Here is a 17,446-nt window from a genome sequence, read left to right on the forward strand (position 1 = left end):
TCTCCGCTTCCCCTTAGCCCGAAAAATTACCAGCAGCAGTTAAGTGCCCTTGTGTTCTGATTGTTGACACTCATCCAGTTGCCAACTTTGAAGTGTCTGGTATTGACAGCTTTGTTCAGAGAAAGTTTTGCAAACATTTGCCCCCCGACTACTGCTGTCAGGTCTTCCGTCCCTAGAGGCTCGTCGATGTCCTCTACGGACGGAGGTTCTGTTGGAAGTGGAAAGTGCACCTCTTTTTCTCCGATAAAGTAAGGCAAACCGCTTTCTCCTTCTTTGATGACAACCTCCACGTCATCTCTAATGATGTAACCCTCCTCGGTCAGCACCTTCCGAGCATTACTTTTTAAGTTTTCTTTGTATTGTGGCTCTTCCCAGCATTTTGAGATGATCCTTCCGAGAATCAAAAGGTCTTCGTTAGTCATTGCTTTAGGCCTCGTGGTCTATTGGCAGTCTTCATTTTGGAGATAAATACAGCTGCAGGTCGCCCTCTTTATTTTTTGCTCTGCATTCTTTGTATTTTTGTTTAGCTCACGTATTTCGTCTTGTGCTGAGAAACATAGTTTCTGCTTCTCTCGTCTTGTATCAGGAAATGTTTTTAAATTTTTCGCATTTTCTTCGGCAACTGATGTCTGCGGCTTAGCCCGTAATGTTCAGTAATTGCATGTATGGGCCTGATGGTTCCCCTGCGAGTTGTTTGTGGCTTCCTTGTTGAATTACTTTGCCTTGATCCATCACCAATATGAGATCGGCGTCACGGATGGTGCTCAAGCGGTGGGCCACAATGATTTGGGTGCAGCCTCGCCTGGCGAGGTTCGCGATCAGTTTGCGTTCTGTTTCGGCATCCAGGGCAGATGTGGCCTCATCCATGATCAGAATGCTGGGATTGCTCACTAGGGCTCGGGCTATTTCCAGGCGCTGGCGTTGCCCGCCGGAGAGGTTGCGGCCGCCTTCGCTGAGTTGGGTATCGAGGCCGTCCGGCAGTCCCCGCACCACCTCCAGCACCTCCGCATCACGGCAGGCATCTTGCAGCGTTGTGTCGCTGATGGTCCGGTTCCAGAGGCTGAGGTTATCGCGCACGCTGCAGCCAAACAGCTGAATCTCTTGTTGGACCATCGCCAGCGAGGCCACCGCCACGGAGCGCGGAAGCTCCAGCAGGGTGTGGCCATCGAATCGGATAGTGCCACCCGTGGGTTGATGGAGGCCGGCCAGCAATTTGGCCAAAGTGCTTTTGCCGCTCCCGCTGCCCCCCACCAGGGCAACGCGCATGCCGGGTTGAATGGTCAGCGACAGCCCGTCGATCAATGGTTCCTGAATCGCGGTGAAGCCAAAGCGCAGATCGTCAATTTCGATCTTGCCGCTCATGCGTGTTGGTGCTCTGTTGGCATTGGTTCTGCTCGGGTGATCGAGCAGAGGATCGCGGGGTTGCTCGAGAACGTCTTCCAGGCGCAGAACGCCTGCTTCAAAACCGGGTAGTTGCTGTATGAACTCGATCAAGCTTTCGATTTGACCTTTGAGGCTGAAGGCAATGGTTTGGGCGGCTAGCAACATGCCCAGGGTGAGATCGCCTCGGATGACCAGCAGGAATCCCAGCAGAAGAACGGCCACTTCGTTGAAGGTGGTAAGTCCGTTGGGGATCAGGCGCAGGCTGGCATTGCGCAACTGCAGGGCTTGCAGGGTGTTGAGCAAACGGCTCTGATAGCCGGCAAAGCGGCGGAACACATCGTGTTCCAGGGCGGCGGCCTTGATTGTTTCGATATCGCGCATGGCGCCCACCACCACCGCGCCGCTTTTAGCCTCATCCTTCTGCAGGGCAATGCTGGCATCTTTCTGGGTGCGCAAGTTGCGCTGCACCACAAGCGCATTGATGGCGGTGGTGGTGAGGATCAATATCCCTAGCCATGGGCTGTAGAGGAAGGTGAGGATCAGGTAGAAGACCAAAAGCACCAGCCCTGTCGCCATGGGGATCAGCTTGCCGCCGATGAATTCGGCAATAGTGGTGTTGATGTCCATCCGACTAGCGATGTCGGACGCATGACGTTGGCTGTAGAAGCGTTCGGGTAGGGCGAGGATCTGATGCTCAAAGCCGATGGCGAAGCGGCGGGTCAGCCTTTTCTCCAGGCTGCGGGTTCCCACCAGCTGCAGATGCTGCAGCACCACTTGCAGGCCGATGGTCAGGGCCATGGACCAAAGCATGGGCTTGAGCCAGTGGTTCATGGCATTGCCGATCACTTCGTCCAGGTAGATCTGGGCGAACACCGGCATCACCAGCTGGGGAAGGATCAACAGCAGGCCGGCGATCAGGATGAACAGCGCTCCCATCGGCTCGCTGCTCAATCGACGCCACACGATGGGCCACGGCGACGGTGCACGGCCACCCCGTTGGAACTCCGGCCCTGGTTCCATCGTCAGCACGATGCCGGTGTAACTGCGATCGAACTCCTCACGGCTCACCGTGCGTGGCCCCAGGGCGGGGTCGTTGAGGGCTACCCGATCACCGCGAAAGCCCTCGAACACCAGGAAGTGATTGAACTCCCAGAACAGAATCGCCGGGAGGTTGATCTTCTCCAGCGCGGCGATGCCCTTTTTGAATCCTTTGGCGTCGAGGCCCAGGCTGCGGGCCGCGAGGATCAGATTGGCGGCGTCACTGCCATCGCGGGAGACGCCGCAGAGTTCTCGCAGTTGGGCGAGGGGGACATAGCGCCCGTAATGCTGCAGAACGATGCTCAAGGAGGCGGCACCGCATTCGGTGTTCTCCATCTGCAGCACGGTGGGCGTATTCACCATCAGAAGATTCCTGTCAGATCCCGCAGAATTGGAATCACGTAGCTGATTGGTCTGCGTTCTTCCACCAGCACGCGCACGTCCGTGGGGGTACCGGCACTCAGCTGCAGCGCCGGGCCCGGGCCACCACCCCAGTCGTAACCGCTGATGGTGTTCGGGTCGGCCTTTAGGGAGGTTTTGACTTCGATCAGGGGGCCCTTCGGCTCGGTGCGCACCGCTTCCAGCAGTGATTCGAGGCCGAGCCGTTTCGTCAGGGCGGTGTCATCCACCGGTAGTTGGCGAATCGACAGCACCACACCGTCGATGCCGCCATGGCGTTGCTGTTTGGTGCTCGTGGGGCTGATGCGCACCCGCAGGCCCACGTTAAGGCGTTTGCCATCCCCTGCCGGGAAGAAGGCCAGGCTCTCCAGGGGCTCTTGGCCGTTTTGAGCATCCAGGGTGAACACCGGGCTGCCGGCTTGGAGCACTTCCCCGCGGTGCACATTGCGGTCGACCACGCAACCATCGATTGGGGCGCGGATCTGAGCGATGCGCTTGATCTCCTCATCACGGGCGTTGATGCGCGCCCGTTGCTGCTGGATTTGCTGCTCCCGTTGGCCATCCCGCGCTTCGAGGGAATCCACCAGGCTGCTCAGCTCTTTCTCGCGCTGGCTCAGTTGATCAAGGGAGATGGCCCCAGACTTCACCAGGTTGCGGATCCGGGCGATTTCCGCCTTTTGCTGACGGATGCGGATGGCACCGAGCCGATCTTCCTCTTGGTCTTGATCGATCAGTTGCTGTAGCTGCAGCCTCGCTTCCTGTTTGCTCACCTCCTGGTTTACCGGGTCGATCCGAGCCATCAATTGGCCGCGTTTCACGCAGTCACCAATGTCGTTGTTCAGCTCCAGCAGGCGCCCGGCAGTTTCGCTCTGCACCACCGTGAGGCTGTTGGTGCGAATCAGCACGCCCTTGCCGCTGATGCGCACAGGCAGCCGGCCAAACACCGACCAGACGGCGATGGTGATGCAGAACCCTCCAAGGGATAGGAGCAGTAGCCATTGCCCGGGCCGCAGGAGCCGCAGGGGTTGATCCAGTTGTTCCGGACTGGAGAGGGCATCCAGTGCGTTCTTGCGAAACAGGCTCATGTGATCTGCCGTTCCATCATTCGGAAGAACAGCCCCTGGTTCTGCATCAGGGTCTTGCAGGTTCCCTGCTCCTGCACCTGCCCGTGGTCGAGCACCACAATGTGATCGGCTTGGCGGATGGTGCTGAGGCGATGGGCGATCACGATCCGGGTGATGGCCAGGGATTGCAGGCTTTCGGTGACGATTGCTTGGGTGCGGTTGTCGAGGGCACTGGTGGCTTCATCAAAGATCAGGATGCGGGGACGGCGCACCAGGGCTCGGGCGATCGCGACCCGTTGACGCTGCCCGCCGGACAAGGTGCCACCTCCCTCCGGAACCATCGTCTGAAGCCCCATGGGCATGGCCTGGATCTCATCGGCCAGGCCTGCCAGTTCCGCTGCATGCCAGGCCTCCTGCTCTGTGATCATGGCTCCTCCGGCTATCGCTTCCATCAAGGTGCCTGTGAACAGGCTGTTGGTCTGCAGCACCGTGCCGATCTGGCGGCGCACGCTGTCCAGACGCAGGCCGTTCAGGGGTTGACCATCGAAGCGGATTGCGCCGTCCTCTGGGCTGGCAAAGCCCAGCAGCAGGCGCACCAAGGTGGACTTCCCGGATCCGGAGGGACCGACGATCGCCACCTGCTCCCCTGCACGCGCTTCAAGGCTGACCCCGTCAAGCACCAGGGGGAGCTCGGGGGCATAGCGGTAGCTGATGCGATCCAGCTGGATGTGGCCGTTGAGTGGGGCCGCCTCGTCTTTGCGTTCGGCCGTTTCGGTGGCTGTTTCCAGGATCGGCTTGGCCCGCTCATAGATCACCGGCATGTCGAGAGCGCCGATCAACAGTCCGGCGAAACCGGCTGCAGCGCCGATGAAGGTGCCAAAGGCGGAGAAGAAGCCCAGCAGTTGCCCCACATTGGGCGCCCTGAGGCTGGGGCTGCTGGCCGCTTCGGCGATCAGGCGCGTGATCACGACGTACACCAGCAAGGTGCCCAGATTGGGCATCACCGCTCTTAGCAGGGCGGCAGTTGCCTCTTTGGCATCGAGGGCGTTTTCCAGCGCAACGATCTTTTGAAACTCTTCGCCCCACCAACGGGCGGCGCCAGTTTCCGCACCAGCGAGGCGCAGTTTGGCTACCGAACCGATCAACTCCAGATTGCGGCTTTGGGCCTGCCCTTCGGCTTCTTCCTGGTGGCGTTGCAGCGGGCGGGCTTGCCAGCCGATAAGAGCGGTGGGCACCAGGATCAGGGCTGCCACCACCAGGGCAAGGGCGGTGAGTTTCACGCTGATGCGCAGCATGAACAGGATGTAGAGGCTGGTGAGCACAACCCTCAACAGTCCGCCCTCCAGCAGTTGCTGAATTTCACCGCGCAGTTCGTCCAGGGCACCGAAGCGCAGTTGCAGATCGCCGACATTGCGTTGGCGAAAGAAGTCTGTGGGGAGCCGCAGCAGGCGGTGCATGCCTGCCAGCTGTGAGCGGGCAGCTCCCCGTTGCTGGCTGAGCTGCAGGGCTCGGCTCTGCACCCACTCGAAGGACACCCGTGTGATGCCGGCGGCCATCAGGATCAGGCTGATCTGCAGCAACAGGCCCAGGTCGCGATCCGGCAGGGCTTGGTTGGTGATCACCGTATTGAAGGTGGGCGTCAGCAATGACAGCAGCGTGGAGAGCAGCATCACGCCCACACCGAGCCGGAATCCTCCACTCAGCACGCCGAGGCAGGTGCCTGTCAGCAGTCCAGTGATACCCATCCCGAAGATCCAACGGGCTGCTCCCACTTCACGGCCGATGGCCAGCAGGAAACCGATCACGACGCCCAGCAGCAGCCCGCCGATTACAAAGCGTGTGGTTTGGCGGGGTTGGCCGTAGGCAAACCGCAGTAGGCCAATGGTGGTGAGGTCTTGGGGGCGGAAGGCGGGGCTGATGCTCACCATCCGTGGTGACAGGTTGTTCAGCCAGGCCGAACACTGCTCCAGGGGTTCGGGTTCGGCCATGCGGCTCGGCTGCCAGGCTCGATACCCCTTGCGGGTGGATTGGAGCACCACCACGTCGCTGTCTTTGGCTTCGCTTCCGTTGAGAAAACCGATCAGATCGCCACAGTCCTGCTGGAGATCCTCCGGATGAATCAGCACATCCCGGCAGAACAGATCGGTGCGGTCCAGCAGCTGTTGCAGCCGTTGGCGTTGATCCTGGGTCTCCAGGCGGGGTGCCATGGGTAGGAGGGGCCCTTGATCTCCGCTGACCAACTGCAGCGCCCGCAGCACAGGATCGACGTAGTGGTCCTGTGGGTGGGCTGTCGGGTCACCCGCCTCTGCGGCGCTATCGCCGTTGCTCTGTTCCATGGTCTGGAACAGTTGCCATTCACTGGCTGCATTCAGGGGTTGGTGGGCGTTCACCACCGCTCGGTGATGCTGCTCAGCCTTGGCATGCAGCTGGGCGAGTTTGTGGATGAGCTGGGTACTGCTCGGGGCGGCTGATGCGGGGATGCCCAGGTCTTGGCTGATTTGGGCATCCAGCCAGATCAGCCCCTCACCGCACTCTCCTCCTGGCACGTGCTCCAGCCGCGTCGTCTGGATGGCTCGCAGGCTCAGTCGAATCGGTGCATCCTCCGAGGCAGAGAGCCCTGGATAGAGATGGGTGCGATCCAGGCGCAGCACCCCGAAGCTGTGGTTGCCGCTGACCTCCAACAGCAGGTCGCCGTCGACGACCTGAAACGGCGTCGTGGGCCAGTCGTGTTCGCTGCCGGCCTCCCAGTTCATGCTGAAACGGCCTCGCCCGTTTGAAAGTGTCGGCAGAGCCAATCAAAGTGGCGCGCGCCCCTGCTGATGGCCGCTAGCTCGCCGAGATCAAGTCGATCGATGGCATCCAATTCGGCCTGCTGGCTGGCCGCGGCGCGTTGATGACTCAATAGTTGATCCCTGCTGCGTTGGGACAACATGCAGGCCAGGCCTCGGTAAAAGCGAGACGCCAACTTGGGATCCTGCGCCAAAGCGGCTTGGAGCTGCTGGATGTCGATGGCGAGCACATCCATGCCTGCAGCGGTGTGGACGCTGGCCGCGGCGCCGTCTTGCTTCCTCTGCAGCAGACTCATCTCGCCCAGCAACTCGCCGCGTCTGGAGCTGCCCACCATCTGTGTCGTTCCGCTGAGGTTGAGCAGGATCTCCGCTTCACCGCTGAGCACCAGATACAGAGCTGGGACAGGCTCGCCCTGATGCAGCAGCACAGTGTCAGGCAAGAGCTTCTCTACCTGCCCGAGTAGCGCCAGGCGATGCACATCCTGTTCGTGGAGCTGGGCAAACAACACCAACACTTTGCGCAGGGCTTCCACCGGGGCAGTTGCGTTGGTCAGCCGATGAACCCAGGCGTTCTGCTCTTGAATCTGAACGGCCAGTTTCTGAGCGATCAGCTGATTCAGCTCGGCGGCCAGGGCCGGAGAGTCCTCCACGAAGCGCTCCAGCTGTCGCACCGGGAGCTCCAGCACGGTGCTGTCCTCAGGAGCGGTGACGGTGGCCACGGCGGGACGTTGCTCCAGCCAGCTCATTTCCCCCACCAGACTGCCGGGGCTCAGGGTCGCCAGCTGGTCTTGAAGCTCTTGGCGGTTGGTGGTGGTGACCGTGAGGCTCCCGTTGAGGAGAACGAACAAGCATTCACTGGCTTTACCTTCCCGGATCAGCGTGCTGCCGCCTGCCAAGGTTCTGGAGCTGCCAGCGCTCTTGATCCACTCCAGCAGTGCTGTACTGGCATGGTCAAAAAGGCTGAATGACGGCATGGATTTCGATGCTGTCTGCCAGAACTGTCAGTGGCGGACCCCAACAGGATGGACAGTTCTCGGTTTTACAGCCACCGATCCCAGCTGAAGCTGGGCAGCAAGGCCGCGAGATCGCTTCGGGGTGTGCCTCCACTGGCCAAATCCGCGATCAGTTCTGAAGTGGCACTGGCCATCAGCACGCCGTTGCGGTGATGCCCACAGGCCAGCCAGAGCCCTTGGATTGCGCAGGCGCCCAGGAGAGGACCCTCGTCCGGGGTGCAGGGTCGGAAGCCCCACCAGCGCTCCATCGGTGGCCAGTGGATGGCCTCTGGCAACAAGGCGGCGATGCCCTGTTTCAGGGTGGTCTGACCCTGGGGCGTGAGCCCTTCGCTGAACCCGGCATCGCGTTCGGAGGTGGCTCCTACCACCACGAGGCCATCTTCCCGTGGTACCAGATAGGTGCCTGGCCCGAAGATCACCCGCCGTAGAGCCCCCCGGGGCGTTTGCAGCGAAAGCATCTGGCCTTTCACGGGAAACACCGGCAGTTCCGGCAGGAGTTGGCCACTCCATGCACCGCTGCAGAGCACGGCTGTGCTGCACATCAGGCTTGTCTCATGCCCTTCGGAGTCGCAGGTGCGGACCCCTTTCAGGCGGCTGTTTTGGTCGCGCAGCAGGTCCAGCACTTCTACCCCTTCCTGGAAGTGCACCCCCCGGTCCACACAGGCGCTTTCCAGGGCGCGCATCAACTGGCGGCGGTTGTCGATCTGTCCGTCCTGGGCGAAGAGCAGTCCCGCCGTCCAGGACGGTGCCAGGCCCGGCAGCTCCTGCAGCAGTTGCGCGCGGTTGAGGGGTTCTCCGAAGGCAGCCGTGGGGTACTGATCCCGTTCGTCTTCGCTGCGGAACGGCACCACGATGCCGGTGGTGCGCAGGCCGCAGGGCAGGCCACTGTCGGCTTCGATTTGCGCCACCCAACTGGAGACCCGGCCGAGACTTAACTGTCCGAGCTGCAGTAACGGCCCACTTAGCCCTTCCGCATGGGGTGCCAGCATTCCGGCCGCTACAAAGCCTGCTGCTTCACTGCGGCGGCGGCTGATCACCTGTACATTTTCGCCGCGACGGGCCAGCTGGTGGGCCACGGCCAGGCCCATCAAGCCACCCCCCAGCACAAGCGTTGCTGGATGGTCTGAAGGGGTCATGGCTGGCTCAACTCTCCGGACGTGGTTGCGCTGCGAGCGTCAGCAGCTGCTCCAGCTGAGCCGCCGCTTCACCCATGCTGTCAGGCCCATTGCGAAGGGTGGTGCAGATGTCCGCCAGTGCAGAGGCATCACCGCGGGCCGTGGCGTCAATGCCGTCCAGCAACAGGTTGATCATCTGATTGCTGCCGCGGCAGCGTTCACTGCTCACCAGCAGCATCTCGGCAGCCAATTCAGCATCGAAAATGATGGCGCTGTGGAGCGCGTCTCGCGAGAAGCGCAGGATTTCTGTACCGGCATCCAGCACCCGCACCCGCGCGCCATGGCGGGGCTCCCCTTCTCCGAGCAGCGCCATTTCCCCCAGGACGGCCCCTGCCCCCACCTCGGCAATGGTTCGGGCGGCATGGCCGTTTTGATGAATTTCGATGGCGAGGCGGCCCTTGTGCACCAGCATCAAGGAGTTGGCGATCTCACCCTGCTCAATCAGAACGGATTGAGGCTCCGGGTGGAGACGTTCAGGATTGAGCAGCTTTTGATGGGTCTGGAGCAGAGTCGGCAACCTGCGATTCAACGGTTTCGTTACCTGTGTTGCGGGATCCATTCCAGCCAGGCAACAACCCCCATCCTGATCGGCTCGGGCTTGGTTCCATAGGATCCCGGAATCTGCTTCACATCAAGGGCGCATGGCCGACGCAGCAACCCAACCGGCCTGGGAGGCCGTGATCGGTCTTGAGACCCACGTGCAGCTGGGAACGGACAGCAAAATTTTCACTTCGGCGTCGACCACCTTCGGCGATGATCCCAACACTCACATTGATCCAGTGGTGTGCGGTTTGCCCGGCACGTTGCCGGTGTTGAACCAGAAGGTGCTCGAATATGCGGTGAAAGCCGCGATGGCCCTGAATCTCAACATCGCCGAACACAGCAAGTTCGACCGCAAGCAGTACTTCTACCCCGATCTTCCGAAGAACTATCAAATCTCTCAGTACGACCAGCCGATCGCTGAGGAGGGATGGATTGAGGTGGAGGTCGCTGAAAAGGGAAAAGACACTTACCTGAAGACCATCGGCATCGAGCGTCTGCACATGGAGGAAGATGCCGGCAAGTTGGTGCACGCCGGTAGCGACCGCCTGGCGGGATCCACCCATTCCCTGGTGGATTACAACCGTGCCGGTGTGGCCTTGGCGGAGATCGTCAGCAAGCCGGACCTGCGCACCGGTCGCGAGGCCGCGGAATATGCTTCGGAGATTCGCAGGATCATGCGTTACCTGGGTGTGAGCGACGGCAACATGCAGGAGGGATCCCTGCGTTGCGACGTCAACATCTCCGTGCGACGGGGGCCGGATGCGCCCTTCGGCACCAAGGTGGAGATCAAGAACATGAACTCCTTCTCGGCCATTCAAAGGGCCTGCGAGTACGAGATCAAGCGTCAGATCAAGGCTTACGAGACCGGTGAGCCGATCGTTCAGGAGACCCGCCTCTGGGACGAGGGCAAGCAGCTCACCAAGAGCATGCGAAGCAAGGAGGGGGCAAGCGATTACCGCTACTTCCCGGACCCCGACCTGGGCCCGATTGAGGTGAGTGCGGATCAGCGGGAATCCTGGCGCGCTGAATTGCCTGAGCTGCCAGCAGCGAAGCGGCATCGTTACGCCGATGATCTGGGGTTGTCTCAATACGACGCACGGGTGCTCACCGATGAGCGGCCGATGGCGGATTACTTCGAGGCTGCGGTGAATGCTGGCGCTGATCCCAAGCTTGCGGCGAACTGGATCACCGGCGACATTGCTGCCCATGTGAACAGCAATCGGTTCAGCTACACCGAACTGCCGTTCCGCCCTGAGCAGCTGGCCGAGATGGTGCAACTGATCGATGGCGCCAAGATCAGCGGCAAAATCGCCAAAGAGATCCTGCCAGAGCTACTTGAAAAAGGCGGCTCACCCAAGGCAATCGTCGATGAGCGCGGGCTCGGCATGATCAGTGATCCGGCGGCGATCGAGGCGATCGTCGATGAGCTGTTGGGAGCCCATCCCGATGAGGTGGAGGCGTTTCGTGGGGGCAAGACCAAGCTGCAGGGCTTCTTTGTCGGCCAGTTGATGAAGAAGACCGGTGGTAAGGCCGACCCCAAACTGGCCAATCAAATTCTGAGCAAGAAACTCAAGGGTTGATGAGCAGAGCGGCAGCCATTCCCGACGACTGGAAGGAGTGGCTGCTGCAGAACCGGGATCGTGGTTGTGATCCTGAGACCCTGATTCAAAGGGCTCTCGACAAGGGATTTCAGCGCGACGCGATTGCGGCCGTTCTCCAGTCCTCATCCCATGGGCCGGCGACCCACGGCCCATCCACGCCGGACTGGCTCGGCTGGTTTGAGGCTCCCCTCACACGCCCGGAACATCGCCCTCGCGCCTGGAGGTTGGATACCTCACGAGCCCAGGTGTACGAGCTGCCGGCACTGCTCAGCCACCAGGAATGCGAGCAAGTCATCGACGCCATCAATGCCGCACTGCAGCCTTCGACCGTGACCCGGGGCAGCAGCGATTACCGCACCAGCCGCACCTGTCATCTGCGCCACAACCATCCACAACTTGCTGCGAGCCTTGATCGGCGCTTTGCGGCGCTGTTTGGTGTGGATCCGCGATTGTCGGAACCCATCCAGGGGCAGCGTTACGACCCAGGCGAGTACTTCAAGGAGCACACGGACTGGTTTGCGCCTGGGACGGAGGAATATGCAACCCACACCGATAGCGGTGGGCAACGCACGTGGACGCTGATGGTCTATCTCAACGCCGTTGAGCGGGGTGGAGAGACGCTGTTTCGTCGCCTCGGTCGTTCCTTCACTCCAGTGCCTGGCATGGCATTGGCCTGGAACAACCTCCAGGCCGATGGAACCCCCAACCCCTTCACCCTGCATGAGGCCCTGCCGGTGGATGGGGGTCACAAATGGGTGATCACCAAGTGGTTTCGCGCCGACTTCGGCCGTAACGGTTGAATCAACGCTGCTGTGTCGGGGCTGAGTACTGGGAGAGGGGGCCGTTGTGAATGGTTTGCGTGATCGCGCGTCCATCGGGGGAAACGCGCAGCACCGTCACTTGTGTTGGTGGCGTCCCGGATTCCTGCCAGCCGGGTTGTCCGCCTGGGAAGTGAAAGATGAATCCAGAGGCATCACGCTGGGCAAGGCATGGATTGTTGGCGATTCCCTGGTACATGCAGCGACCTGGTCGATATTTCCCTAGCCCGCCATTCATGCGGATTGCTGTATCGCGAGCCAAGTTGAGTGCGCGTTTAGGTGCCATGGCATCCGTCTGAGCGTGTGTAGGCGAGGGGAGAGCGATGGCTGGGCTGAGCAGAAGAAAGGTCAGGGCAAGATGTTGGAAATTCATGATTCATTGTCCTTTGATTTGAATGAGCTGGCCTGGAGTTAAAAGCCAAACAGGCCAAAGATTTGATCGTTGATTTGCTTGATCAGATTGTTGCTCCGATTCTCTTTGGTGGGTTTCTGACTGGTCTCTTCGCTAATGGTTTGTTCGGGGAAGATGCCAGAAAAGTGAATGAATTGGCATTCCTCTTTTGTGGTGCAGAATTCTATTCTAGCTTCCGTTCTGTCGGTTTCAATGCGAATACGGCTTTCTTCAGCAGAGGCGGAGTGTGAGGTTGCAATTGTGCTGAGTCCAGCAAGGAGGATGGGTGCAACAGTTTTTAGGAAAGGCATGGTTCAGAACACTTGTGGTGATTTTTTCGGTGGTGTTGAGCTGCAGTGATGCCTGGAGGGGTTCAGTAGGAGTAGGCCGGTTGAGCTGGGTAGGGTCCATAGCCCGCGGGCTGTGCCACGGGGGGTTGGGGATAGCCAGGCACGTAGTTGACGGTTGTGGGTGCGCCGTAAACAGGTCTGGCCTGCTGGGCCTGAAGTTGCATCTGGAGTTTCAACAACTCGAGTTCATGTTGTTGCTTGATCAGGGCGAGTTCGGCTTCTGAAGGCCCAGAGGACTGTTGGGCTTTTTGGTTTTGGCTGTTGAGAATCAGTCCGGTGACGAGATTGCCTCCAAGTCCGATCAGCTGGGAATTTCTGTCATGACGACGGTCTTTTGATGCTTCGTCCCGGGCGAAATCGATTGCATCGTCGCAGTCGCGGCCACCGGCCCCGAAGCCAGGGGCCAGCACAAACCCTTCATTACAAGCGCCTTTATCGCCGAAGATGTCCGGGACGAAGGATTGGGCGTGAGCGTCGCCAGGGGCGAGAGTTAAGGCTAGGGCGCCAACAGCGAGGGATGAGGTGGTGATGGTTTTGAAAGACATGGTGCTCATGTGTTTGTTGAGTGGCCCGTGGGATTGGGCTGATTTCACTGTCAGCGCGTTTGCCGTTTGAGGATTTGATTCCGGTCTCCATGGCGTGTGAGCTTGATCACAGCTCGGCTGCGGCGCCTGCCTTCAGGAGCGTGCTGATCTGGTGTTGCCAATGTCCTGGTTGGCCTTGATTGGCAATGACGTGATCCGCTAAACCGCGTTTGCGGCTCAGGGGCCATTGGGCGGCAATGCGGGCTTGAGCGGCTTCAGGGCTCAGGCCGTCGCGTGCGATCAACCGCGCGAGTTGCTGGTCTTCGTCGCAGTCGACCAGCCAGATTTCGCTGCACAGCGATTCCAAACCCGCTTCAAACAAAAGCGGAATCATCAGCACAACGGCTGGTTTTTGGGCAAGGAGGGTGAGCGCTTGATCGAAGCGCTTCCGCACGATCGGGTGAACCAGTTGCTCGAGCCACCGCAATTCATCGGGGTTGTGGAACACGATGCGGCCCAGGGCTGCTCTGTCGATGGCAGCGCCTCCATCGGCCTGGACCGTGGATCCATAGCGCTGCAGCACGGTGTTCGTGGCCTGGCGACCTGGCCCGAGGGCCTCTCGGGCGAATTGGTCCGCATCCAACACCGGGAGCCCTTGTTGCGCCAACCAACGGCCAACGCTGCTTTTGCCGCTGGCAATCCCGCCTGTGAGTCCGATGCGTCGTTGCGAGAACGGCTCGCCAGGCGCCATGGTTCCGGAGCAGGATGCAACCAGTGTCTCGCGGCGGATCAGCGGTGGCGATGGCTTCTTCTTGGCAACCGATCCAGGGCGGTGTGACGGCACCGAATGGGTTCCAGGCGGCAGGCATCGCCGCTGGTCTGAAGCCCTCGGGCAAGCCTGATCTGGCGCTATTGTTGGCACCGGAAGCAGCCGTTTGTGCTGGCACCTTCACCACCTCGGTGGTGCGTGCGGCCTGTGTTGACCTCTGCCGTGAACGCCTTGTCAGCAATGGTGGTCTGGCCCGTGCTGTGTTGATCAATTCCGGCCAGGCCAATGCCTGCACCGGCGATCGAGGTTTGATCGACAGCCAGCGCGCCACTCAGCTGCTCGCCGACCAGCTCGGCGTGGATGCGGAGTCGGTGTTGATCTGCTCCACGGGCGTGATCGGTGTGCCGATTCCGATGACGACCTTGTTGGCCGGGTTGGCACCCTTGGTGGAAGCCTTGGACGACGTGGGCGCTGATGCCGCGGCCAACGCCATCCTCACCACCGATCTGGTGGACAAGCAGGTGGCGCTTGAACTGGAGCTGGAGGGGCGCCGGGTTTGCATTGGAGGCATGGCCAAAGGCTCGGGAATGATTCATCCCGACATGGCCACGATGCTGGGCTTCTTCAGTTGCGATGCGGGCGTTGACCCGACTGCCTGGCAGGGGATGGTGCAGCGCGCGGTGCAGCGTTCTTTCAATGCCATCACCGTTGACGGGGACACAAGCACCAACGACACCGTGCTGGCCTTTGCAGCAGGCCCACCGCTGGCCGAAGAGCACCATGCCGTTCTTGAACAGGGTCTGACCAAGGCGATGCAGCAGCTCGCTCAGGCCATTGCCCGGGATGGAGAAGGGGCGACCTGCCTGCTTGAGGTGCACGTGGAGGGTGCTGTTGACGAACTTGCAGCCTTGCAAGTGGCGCGAACGGTTTGCGGCTCGTCTTTGGTGAAAACCGCCGTTCATGGCCGGGATCCGAATTGGGGGCGGATCGTGGCAGCAGCAGGCCGTTCTGGCGTGTCTTTCGATCCGGATGCAGTGGCCCTGTGGATTGGGTCACATCAGTTGATGGCTGCCGGACAACCCTTGGCCTTTGATCGTGATGCAGCCAGCGACGTCTTGCGGCAGGAGCACGTCTCCATACGCCTCTCGTTGGGTGATGGCTCCGGTACTGGCCAGGCCTGGGGATGTGACCTCTCGGATCAATATGTGCGCATCAACGCCGACTACACCACGTAAACCCAAAAATGTCAGTATTTCCAATGAATTTGGGCGGAGTCTTTTGAGGGGGTAACGCAGGGGTAACGGTGGATCCACACTTAGTTGCCTCTGTGTCTCCCCGTTAGGTCTCTCCTCGTATGACATCAAGCACGATGTCCAGCGGATCACTCAACATCTGATCTCGTCTCTTGCGTAAATCTCTTTTGAGATCAAGATCGTTCCACGCAGCTGCATAGGAATCACAAAGTTCTCTCCCTTTGATCCGAAGGCAGTAGCCAATTTCTTGGATCGAAGGGTTTTATCTTTGATCTCACGACCGCGAGCATTGGTTTTTCCATGTCCACGGGTGATACCAACCATTTCCCAGTTATCAGCGCGATAACAAACACCATTTCTGGTCTTTCCATTCCATAGACGTTCTTCGACGACAAAGGTCTCGAACCCTGCTATCGGAACTCCATATAGTTTTTCCCAGTCCTCCATTATCCGTTTTCTGCAGATGGAGAGAACAATCTTTGCTAGATTTGGTGCGGGATACTCAAGGCGAAAAACATTGTTGTTGACGATGCTATTGAGTTGTTGTGTTTTAACTTCTGTCTCCTCCGCAAGACCAAAGAACTCGTCCCGTGCCTGATTGGCAAAAACTGCGGAAGCACCACCAATGATTCCAACGACCTCAGATCCGTAGAAGACCAGGTACTGGAGTTGTTGTCCCATCGTCCCTCTGTCAGGGATGTAGTGGCTGCGACGGAACTTTTGATAGAGGGGGTTACTGCTCTTGACCAGTTCCAACCTCACAAGGTCTCTCTGAGCGACAGGAAGGGGGTCTGGAGGCGAACTAGGTGTCAGTACACCCTCAAGCAATTTCACGATGCTTCTGCCTCGTCCTGCGCCGTGTTCTCGTCCATACGCATCGAGTGCCTCTATGAACGGTTCAGGCAGAGAGACTTGAATTTGCCTTGCAGGTGGATGTGAACTCTCAACAAACTTCCCTCCTTTGCCACGGTTCTGATGGTCCTTCGATAGTGCCAAATGACCGACTCATATCATTCGGATACGGAACATAAGTCAAGATGACTTATGTTCCGTAAAAAAAGTCTTGATCTTCTTGATGTTTTGAATTACATATCAACTTTTGAACCGCAGGGTCTGATTTTGCTTTTTTTGCAGAATCTCTGTAAGGTGAAACATTGCTTGAATAATTAATTTCCAACCCAAGCAGGGAGGATGCATCATTTTTTAAGTTTTCTGTTCTAATCAACTTCAATTTGGAAGGTATGGACGAAGAAGACATGCATGGAATTCCATGCTCACGGGAAATAGAGAGCATCTGTGTCATTGAATCAGTTTTACGGATCATCGCCGAGAATTCATCGATGTCAAAATCAATTGTTTCAGGCAGGAAGATTTCCCCAGTAAATCTATTTCGTTTGGCGTACCAGTGTGGAGAGAAATATAGGGAAACTAATCTGTCAACAGGATTCCGAATGCATGTGTATACATTAAATGATCGCAATTCATCGTATTCAAAATATTCGGACAATTTCATGTGTTTCTTGGAAGTGAATCTGCCTCTCACTTCGAATCTATCCTTGCCATCCTGACGACCCGAAATTTTCATTTCATCCAAAGAATCGCCATTGTCAAAAATGTGTTTCTGAATAGTATTACCACCAGTTTTGGGAATGTGTATGAATATTGACCGTCCTTCGGGCGAATTGAAAATCATGATCTTTGATTACTCATGTTGTATTTTACCGCAAAAACATTTCTACGACAATATCTGCCATAATTTGCATGCTCTGAAGCGGCAAATCTTTTCATCCATTCTTGACAAATATCATTAACTTGAATGCAATAACTCCGTAAGTGTTCAAGAGAGCAATGCACTTTGAACCCTAGAGAATAGATTGATACCAGGAATTTTTTTGAAAATGATGCATTGAGTTATTCCGATCGTCCGTAACACTTTGTAGGTTGACAGTATCTTCGATTTTAGTTTTACCTGCTACGTCTTATCGAACTTATCTTTGATCAGTTGTTCAATGAGTCTTTCGTAGTTCTGACTAGGCAGTCTCATCTTTTTAATCAGTTCTCTCGCTAGTACTTCTGATTTATCTGAAAGTCTAACTGTTTTCATCTTCGATCTCCCTGTAAACTTGTTTTAGTTCTGCTTCAAGCAGTTTCATTCTTTGTTTGTCGATCTCTTTCATCAGAAACGACACTTGATTATTCTTCTCTTCAAAATCACCATCACAGATTTCATCTAGTTTGTTGTAGAGGTAGTCAATCTTTTTTCTAGTAGCGGTAGTTTCGTCTTTCATAGTGCCGCTTTCAACGCATAATATTTCTCTCTGACTAGATTCTTGTGC

The 17,446-nt window shown here is 58.1% G+C and carries 17 protein-coding genes; 3 read left to right on the forward strand and 14 right to left on the reverse strand.

Going from position 1 to position 17,446, the window contains the following annotated elements:
* Positions 1-26: 26 nt before the first annotated feature.
* The 7 genes from KR52_RS03285 to KR52_RS03315 form a co-directional block, all read right to left on the reverse strand.
* Positions 27-422, reverse strand: a complete 396-nt coding sequence (locus KR52_RS03285) for a hypothetical protein (RefSeq protein WP_038552420.1) — start codon at positions 420-422, stop codon at positions 27-29.
* Between the two features lie 214 nt (positions 423-636).
* Positions 637-2,784 (reverse strand): NHLP family bacteriocin export ABC transporter peptidase/permease/ATPase subunit, encoded by a 2,148-nt coding sequence (locus KR52_RS03290; RefSeq protein ID WP_038552422.1) that lies wholly within the window; start codon positions 2,782-2,784, stop codon positions 637-639.
* Positions 2,784-3,905: an HlyD family efflux transporter periplasmic adaptor subunit gene (locus KR52_RS03295; protein WP_038552425.1), complete on the reverse strand. Its 1,122-nt coding sequence runs from the start codon at positions 3,903-3,905 to the stop codon at positions 2,784-2,786. The genes KR52_RS03290 and KR52_RS03295 overlap by 1 nt, the downstream gene beginning before the upstream one ends.
* Positions 3,902-6,637, reverse strand: coding sequence for an ATP-binding cassette domain-containing protein (locus KR52_RS03300; protein ID WP_038552427.1), 2,736 nt, complete (start codon positions 6,635-6,637; stop codon positions 3,902-3,904). The genes KR52_RS03295 and KR52_RS03300 overlap by 4 nt, the downstream gene beginning before the upstream one ends.
* Entirely contained in the window at positions 6,634-7,647 is a 1,014-nt protein-coding gene (locus tag KR52_RS03305; protein ID WP_038552430.1) for a cyclic nucleotide-binding domain-containing protein, read from the reverse strand. Before KR52_RS03305 ends, KR52_RS03300 begins: the two co-directional genes overlap by 4 nt.
* A 65-nt stretch (positions 7,648-7,712) precedes the next feature.
* On the reverse strand, positions 7,713-8,822 hold the full coding sequence (locus KR52_RS03310) for an FAD-binding oxidoreductase (protein WP_038552432.1): 1,110 nt from the start codon (positions 8,820-8,822) through the stop codon (positions 7,713-7,715).
* 7 nt (positions 8,823-8,829) lie between these two features.
* Positions 8,830-9,378, reverse strand: a complete 549-nt coding sequence (locus tag KR52_RS03315) for a cyclic nucleotide-binding domain-containing protein (RefSeq protein WP_051834257.1) — start codon at positions 9,376-9,378, stop codon at positions 8,830-8,832.
* A gap of 124 nt (positions 9,379-9,502) precedes the next feature.
* Here KR52_RS03315 and gatB point away from each other — a divergent pair, with 124 nt between their 5' ends.
* Positions 9,503-10,984 carry an Asp-tRNA(Asn)/Glu-tRNA(Gln) amidotransferase subunit GatB gene (gene gatB, locus KR52_RS03320; protein WP_038552435.1) on the forward strand — a complete coding sequence of 494 codons (1,482 nt, stop codon included), beginning with the start codon at positions 9,503-9,505 and terminating at the stop codon, positions 10,982-10,984.
* Positions 10,984-11,805, forward strand: coding sequence for a 2OG-Fe(II) oxygenase (locus KR52_RS03325; RefSeq protein ID WP_038552437.1), 822 nt, complete (start codon positions 10,984-10,986; stop codon positions 11,803-11,805). The genes gatB and KR52_RS03325 overlap by 1 nt, the downstream gene beginning before the upstream one ends.
* A 1-nt stretch (position 11,806) precedes the next feature.
* Here the strand turns inward: KR52_RS03325 and KR52_RS03330 are convergent, their stop codons facing one another.
* The 4 genes from KR52_RS03330 to coaE form a co-directional block, all read right to left on the reverse strand.
* Entirely contained in the window at positions 11,807-12,109 is a 303-nt protein-coding gene (locus KR52_RS03330) for a transcriptional regulator (RefSeq protein WP_253912441.1), read from the reverse strand.
* 125 nt (positions 12,110-12,234) lie between these two features.
* Complete coding sequence (locus KR52_RS03335) at positions 12,235-12,525, reverse strand: hypothetical protein (RefSeq protein ID WP_038552442.1); 291 nt, start codon at positions 12,523-12,525, stop codon at positions 12,235-12,237.
* Positions 12,526-12,587: 62 nt separating this feature from the next.
* Positions 12,588-13,109: a hypothetical protein gene (locus KR52_RS03340; RefSeq protein WP_084222025.1), complete on the reverse strand. Its 522-nt coding sequence runs from the start codon at positions 13,107-13,109 to the stop codon at positions 12,588-12,590.
* A 106-nt stretch (positions 13,110-13,215) separates the two neighbouring features.
* A complete protein-coding gene (gene coaE, locus KR52_RS03345) occupies positions 13,216-13,839 on the reverse strand; it encodes a dephospho-CoA kinase (RefSeq protein WP_038552448.1) in 624 nt (207 codons plus the stop codon).
* A gap of 50 nt (positions 13,840-13,889) precedes the next feature.
* On the opposite strand from coaE, the gene argJ reads away from it, so the two are divergent.
* On the forward strand, positions 13,890-15,092 hold the full coding sequence (gene argJ, locus KR52_RS03350; RefSeq protein WP_038552452.1) for a bifunctional glutamate N-acetyltransferase/amino-acid acetyltransferase ArgJ: 1,203 nt from the start codon (positions 13,890-13,892) through the stop codon (positions 15,090-15,092).
* 150 nt (positions 15,093-15,242) lie between these two features.
* On the opposite strand, the gene KR52_RS03355 is transcribed toward argJ, so the two are convergent.
* From KR52_RS03355 to KR52_RS03360, 3 genes are all read right to left on the reverse strand, one after another.
* Positions 15,243-16,106, reverse strand: a complete 864-nt coding sequence (locus KR52_RS03355) for a Druantia anti-phage system protein DruA (RefSeq protein ID WP_084221938.1) — start codon at positions 16,104-16,106, stop codon at positions 15,243-15,245.
* Positions 16,107-16,152: 46 nt separating this feature from the next.
* On the reverse strand, positions 16,153-16,803 hold the full coding sequence (locus KR52_RS13520) for a sulfotransferase family 2 domain-containing protein (RefSeq protein WP_071840158.1): 651 nt from the start codon (positions 16,801-16,803) through the stop codon (positions 16,153-16,155).
* A 397-nt stretch (positions 16,804-17,200) separates the two neighbouring features.
* Entirely contained in the window at positions 17,201-17,398 is a 198-nt protein-coding gene (locus KR52_RS03360; RefSeq protein WP_038552457.1) for a hypothetical protein, read from the reverse strand.
* Between the last annotated feature and the right edge of the window lie 48 nt (positions 17,399-17,446).

Origin of the sequence: Synechococcus sp. KORDI-52 (assembly GCF_000737595.1) — a bacterium.
In the GTDB taxonomy this organism is placed as follows: Bacteria; Cyanobacteriota; Cyanobacteriia; order PCC-6307; family Cyanobiaceae; genus Parasynechococcus.

Excerpts from the sequence above, each read along its gene's own strand:
- argJ (WP_038552452.1), top strand. The coding sequence starts at position 13,890 with ATGGCTTCTTCTTGGCAACCGATCCAGGGCGGTGTGACGGCACCGAAT.
- KR52_RS03310 (WP_038552432.1), bottom strand. The coding sequence starts at position 8,822 with ATGACCCCTTCAGACCATCCAGCAACGCTTGTGCTGGGGGGTGGCTTG.
- KR52_RS03340 (WP_084222025.1), bottom strand. The coding sequence starts at position 13,109 with ATGTCTTTCAAAACCATCACCACCTCATCCCTCGCTGTTGGCGCCCTA.
- KR52_RS03330 (WP_253912441.1), bottom strand. The coding sequence starts at position 12,109 with ATGGCACCTAAACGCGCACTCAACTTGGCTCGCGATACAGCAATCCGC.
- KR52_RS03325 (WP_038552437.1), top strand. The coding sequence starts at position 10,984 with ATGAGCAGAGCGGCAGCCATTCCCGACGACTGGAAGGAGTGGCTGCTG.
- KR52_RS03300 (WP_038552427.1), bottom strand. The coding sequence starts at position 6,637 with ATGAACTGGGAGGCCGGCAGCGAACACGACTGGCCCACGACGCCGTTT.
- KR52_RS03335 (WP_038552442.1), bottom strand. The coding sequence starts at position 12,525 with ATGCCTTTCCTAAAAACTGTTGCACCCATCCTCCTTGCTGGACTCAGC.
- KR52_RS03295 (WP_038552425.1), bottom strand. The coding sequence starts at position 3,905 with ATGAGCCTGTTTCGCAAGAACGCACTGGATGCCCTCTCCAGTCCGGAA.
- coaE (WP_038552448.1), bottom strand. The coding sequence starts at position 13,839 with ATGGCGCCTGGCGAGCCGTTCTCGCAACGACGCATCGGACTCACAGGC.
- KR52_RS03290 (WP_038552422.1), bottom strand. The coding sequence starts at position 2,784 with ATGGTGAATACGCCCACCGTGCTGCAGATGGAGAACACCGAATGCGGT.
- KR52_RS03305 (WP_038552430.1), bottom strand. The coding sequence starts at position 7,647 with ATGCCGTCATTCAGCCTTTTTGACCATGCCAGTACAGCACTGCTGGAG.
- KR52_RS13520 (WP_071840158.1), bottom strand. The coding sequence starts at position 16,803 with ATGATTTTCAATTCGCCCGAAGGACGGTCAATATTCATACACATTCCC.
- gatB (WP_038552435.1), top strand. The coding sequence starts at position 9,503 with ATGGCCGACGCAGCAACCCAACCGGCCTGGGAGGCCGTGATCGGTCTT.
- KR52_RS03360 (WP_038552457.1), bottom strand. The coding sequence starts at position 17,398 with ATGAAAGACGAAACTACCGCTACTAGAAAAAAGATTGACTACCTCTAC.
- KR52_RS03285 (WP_038552420.1), bottom strand. The coding sequence starts at position 422 with ATGACTAACGAAGACCTTTTGATTCTCGGAAGGATCATCTCAAAATGC.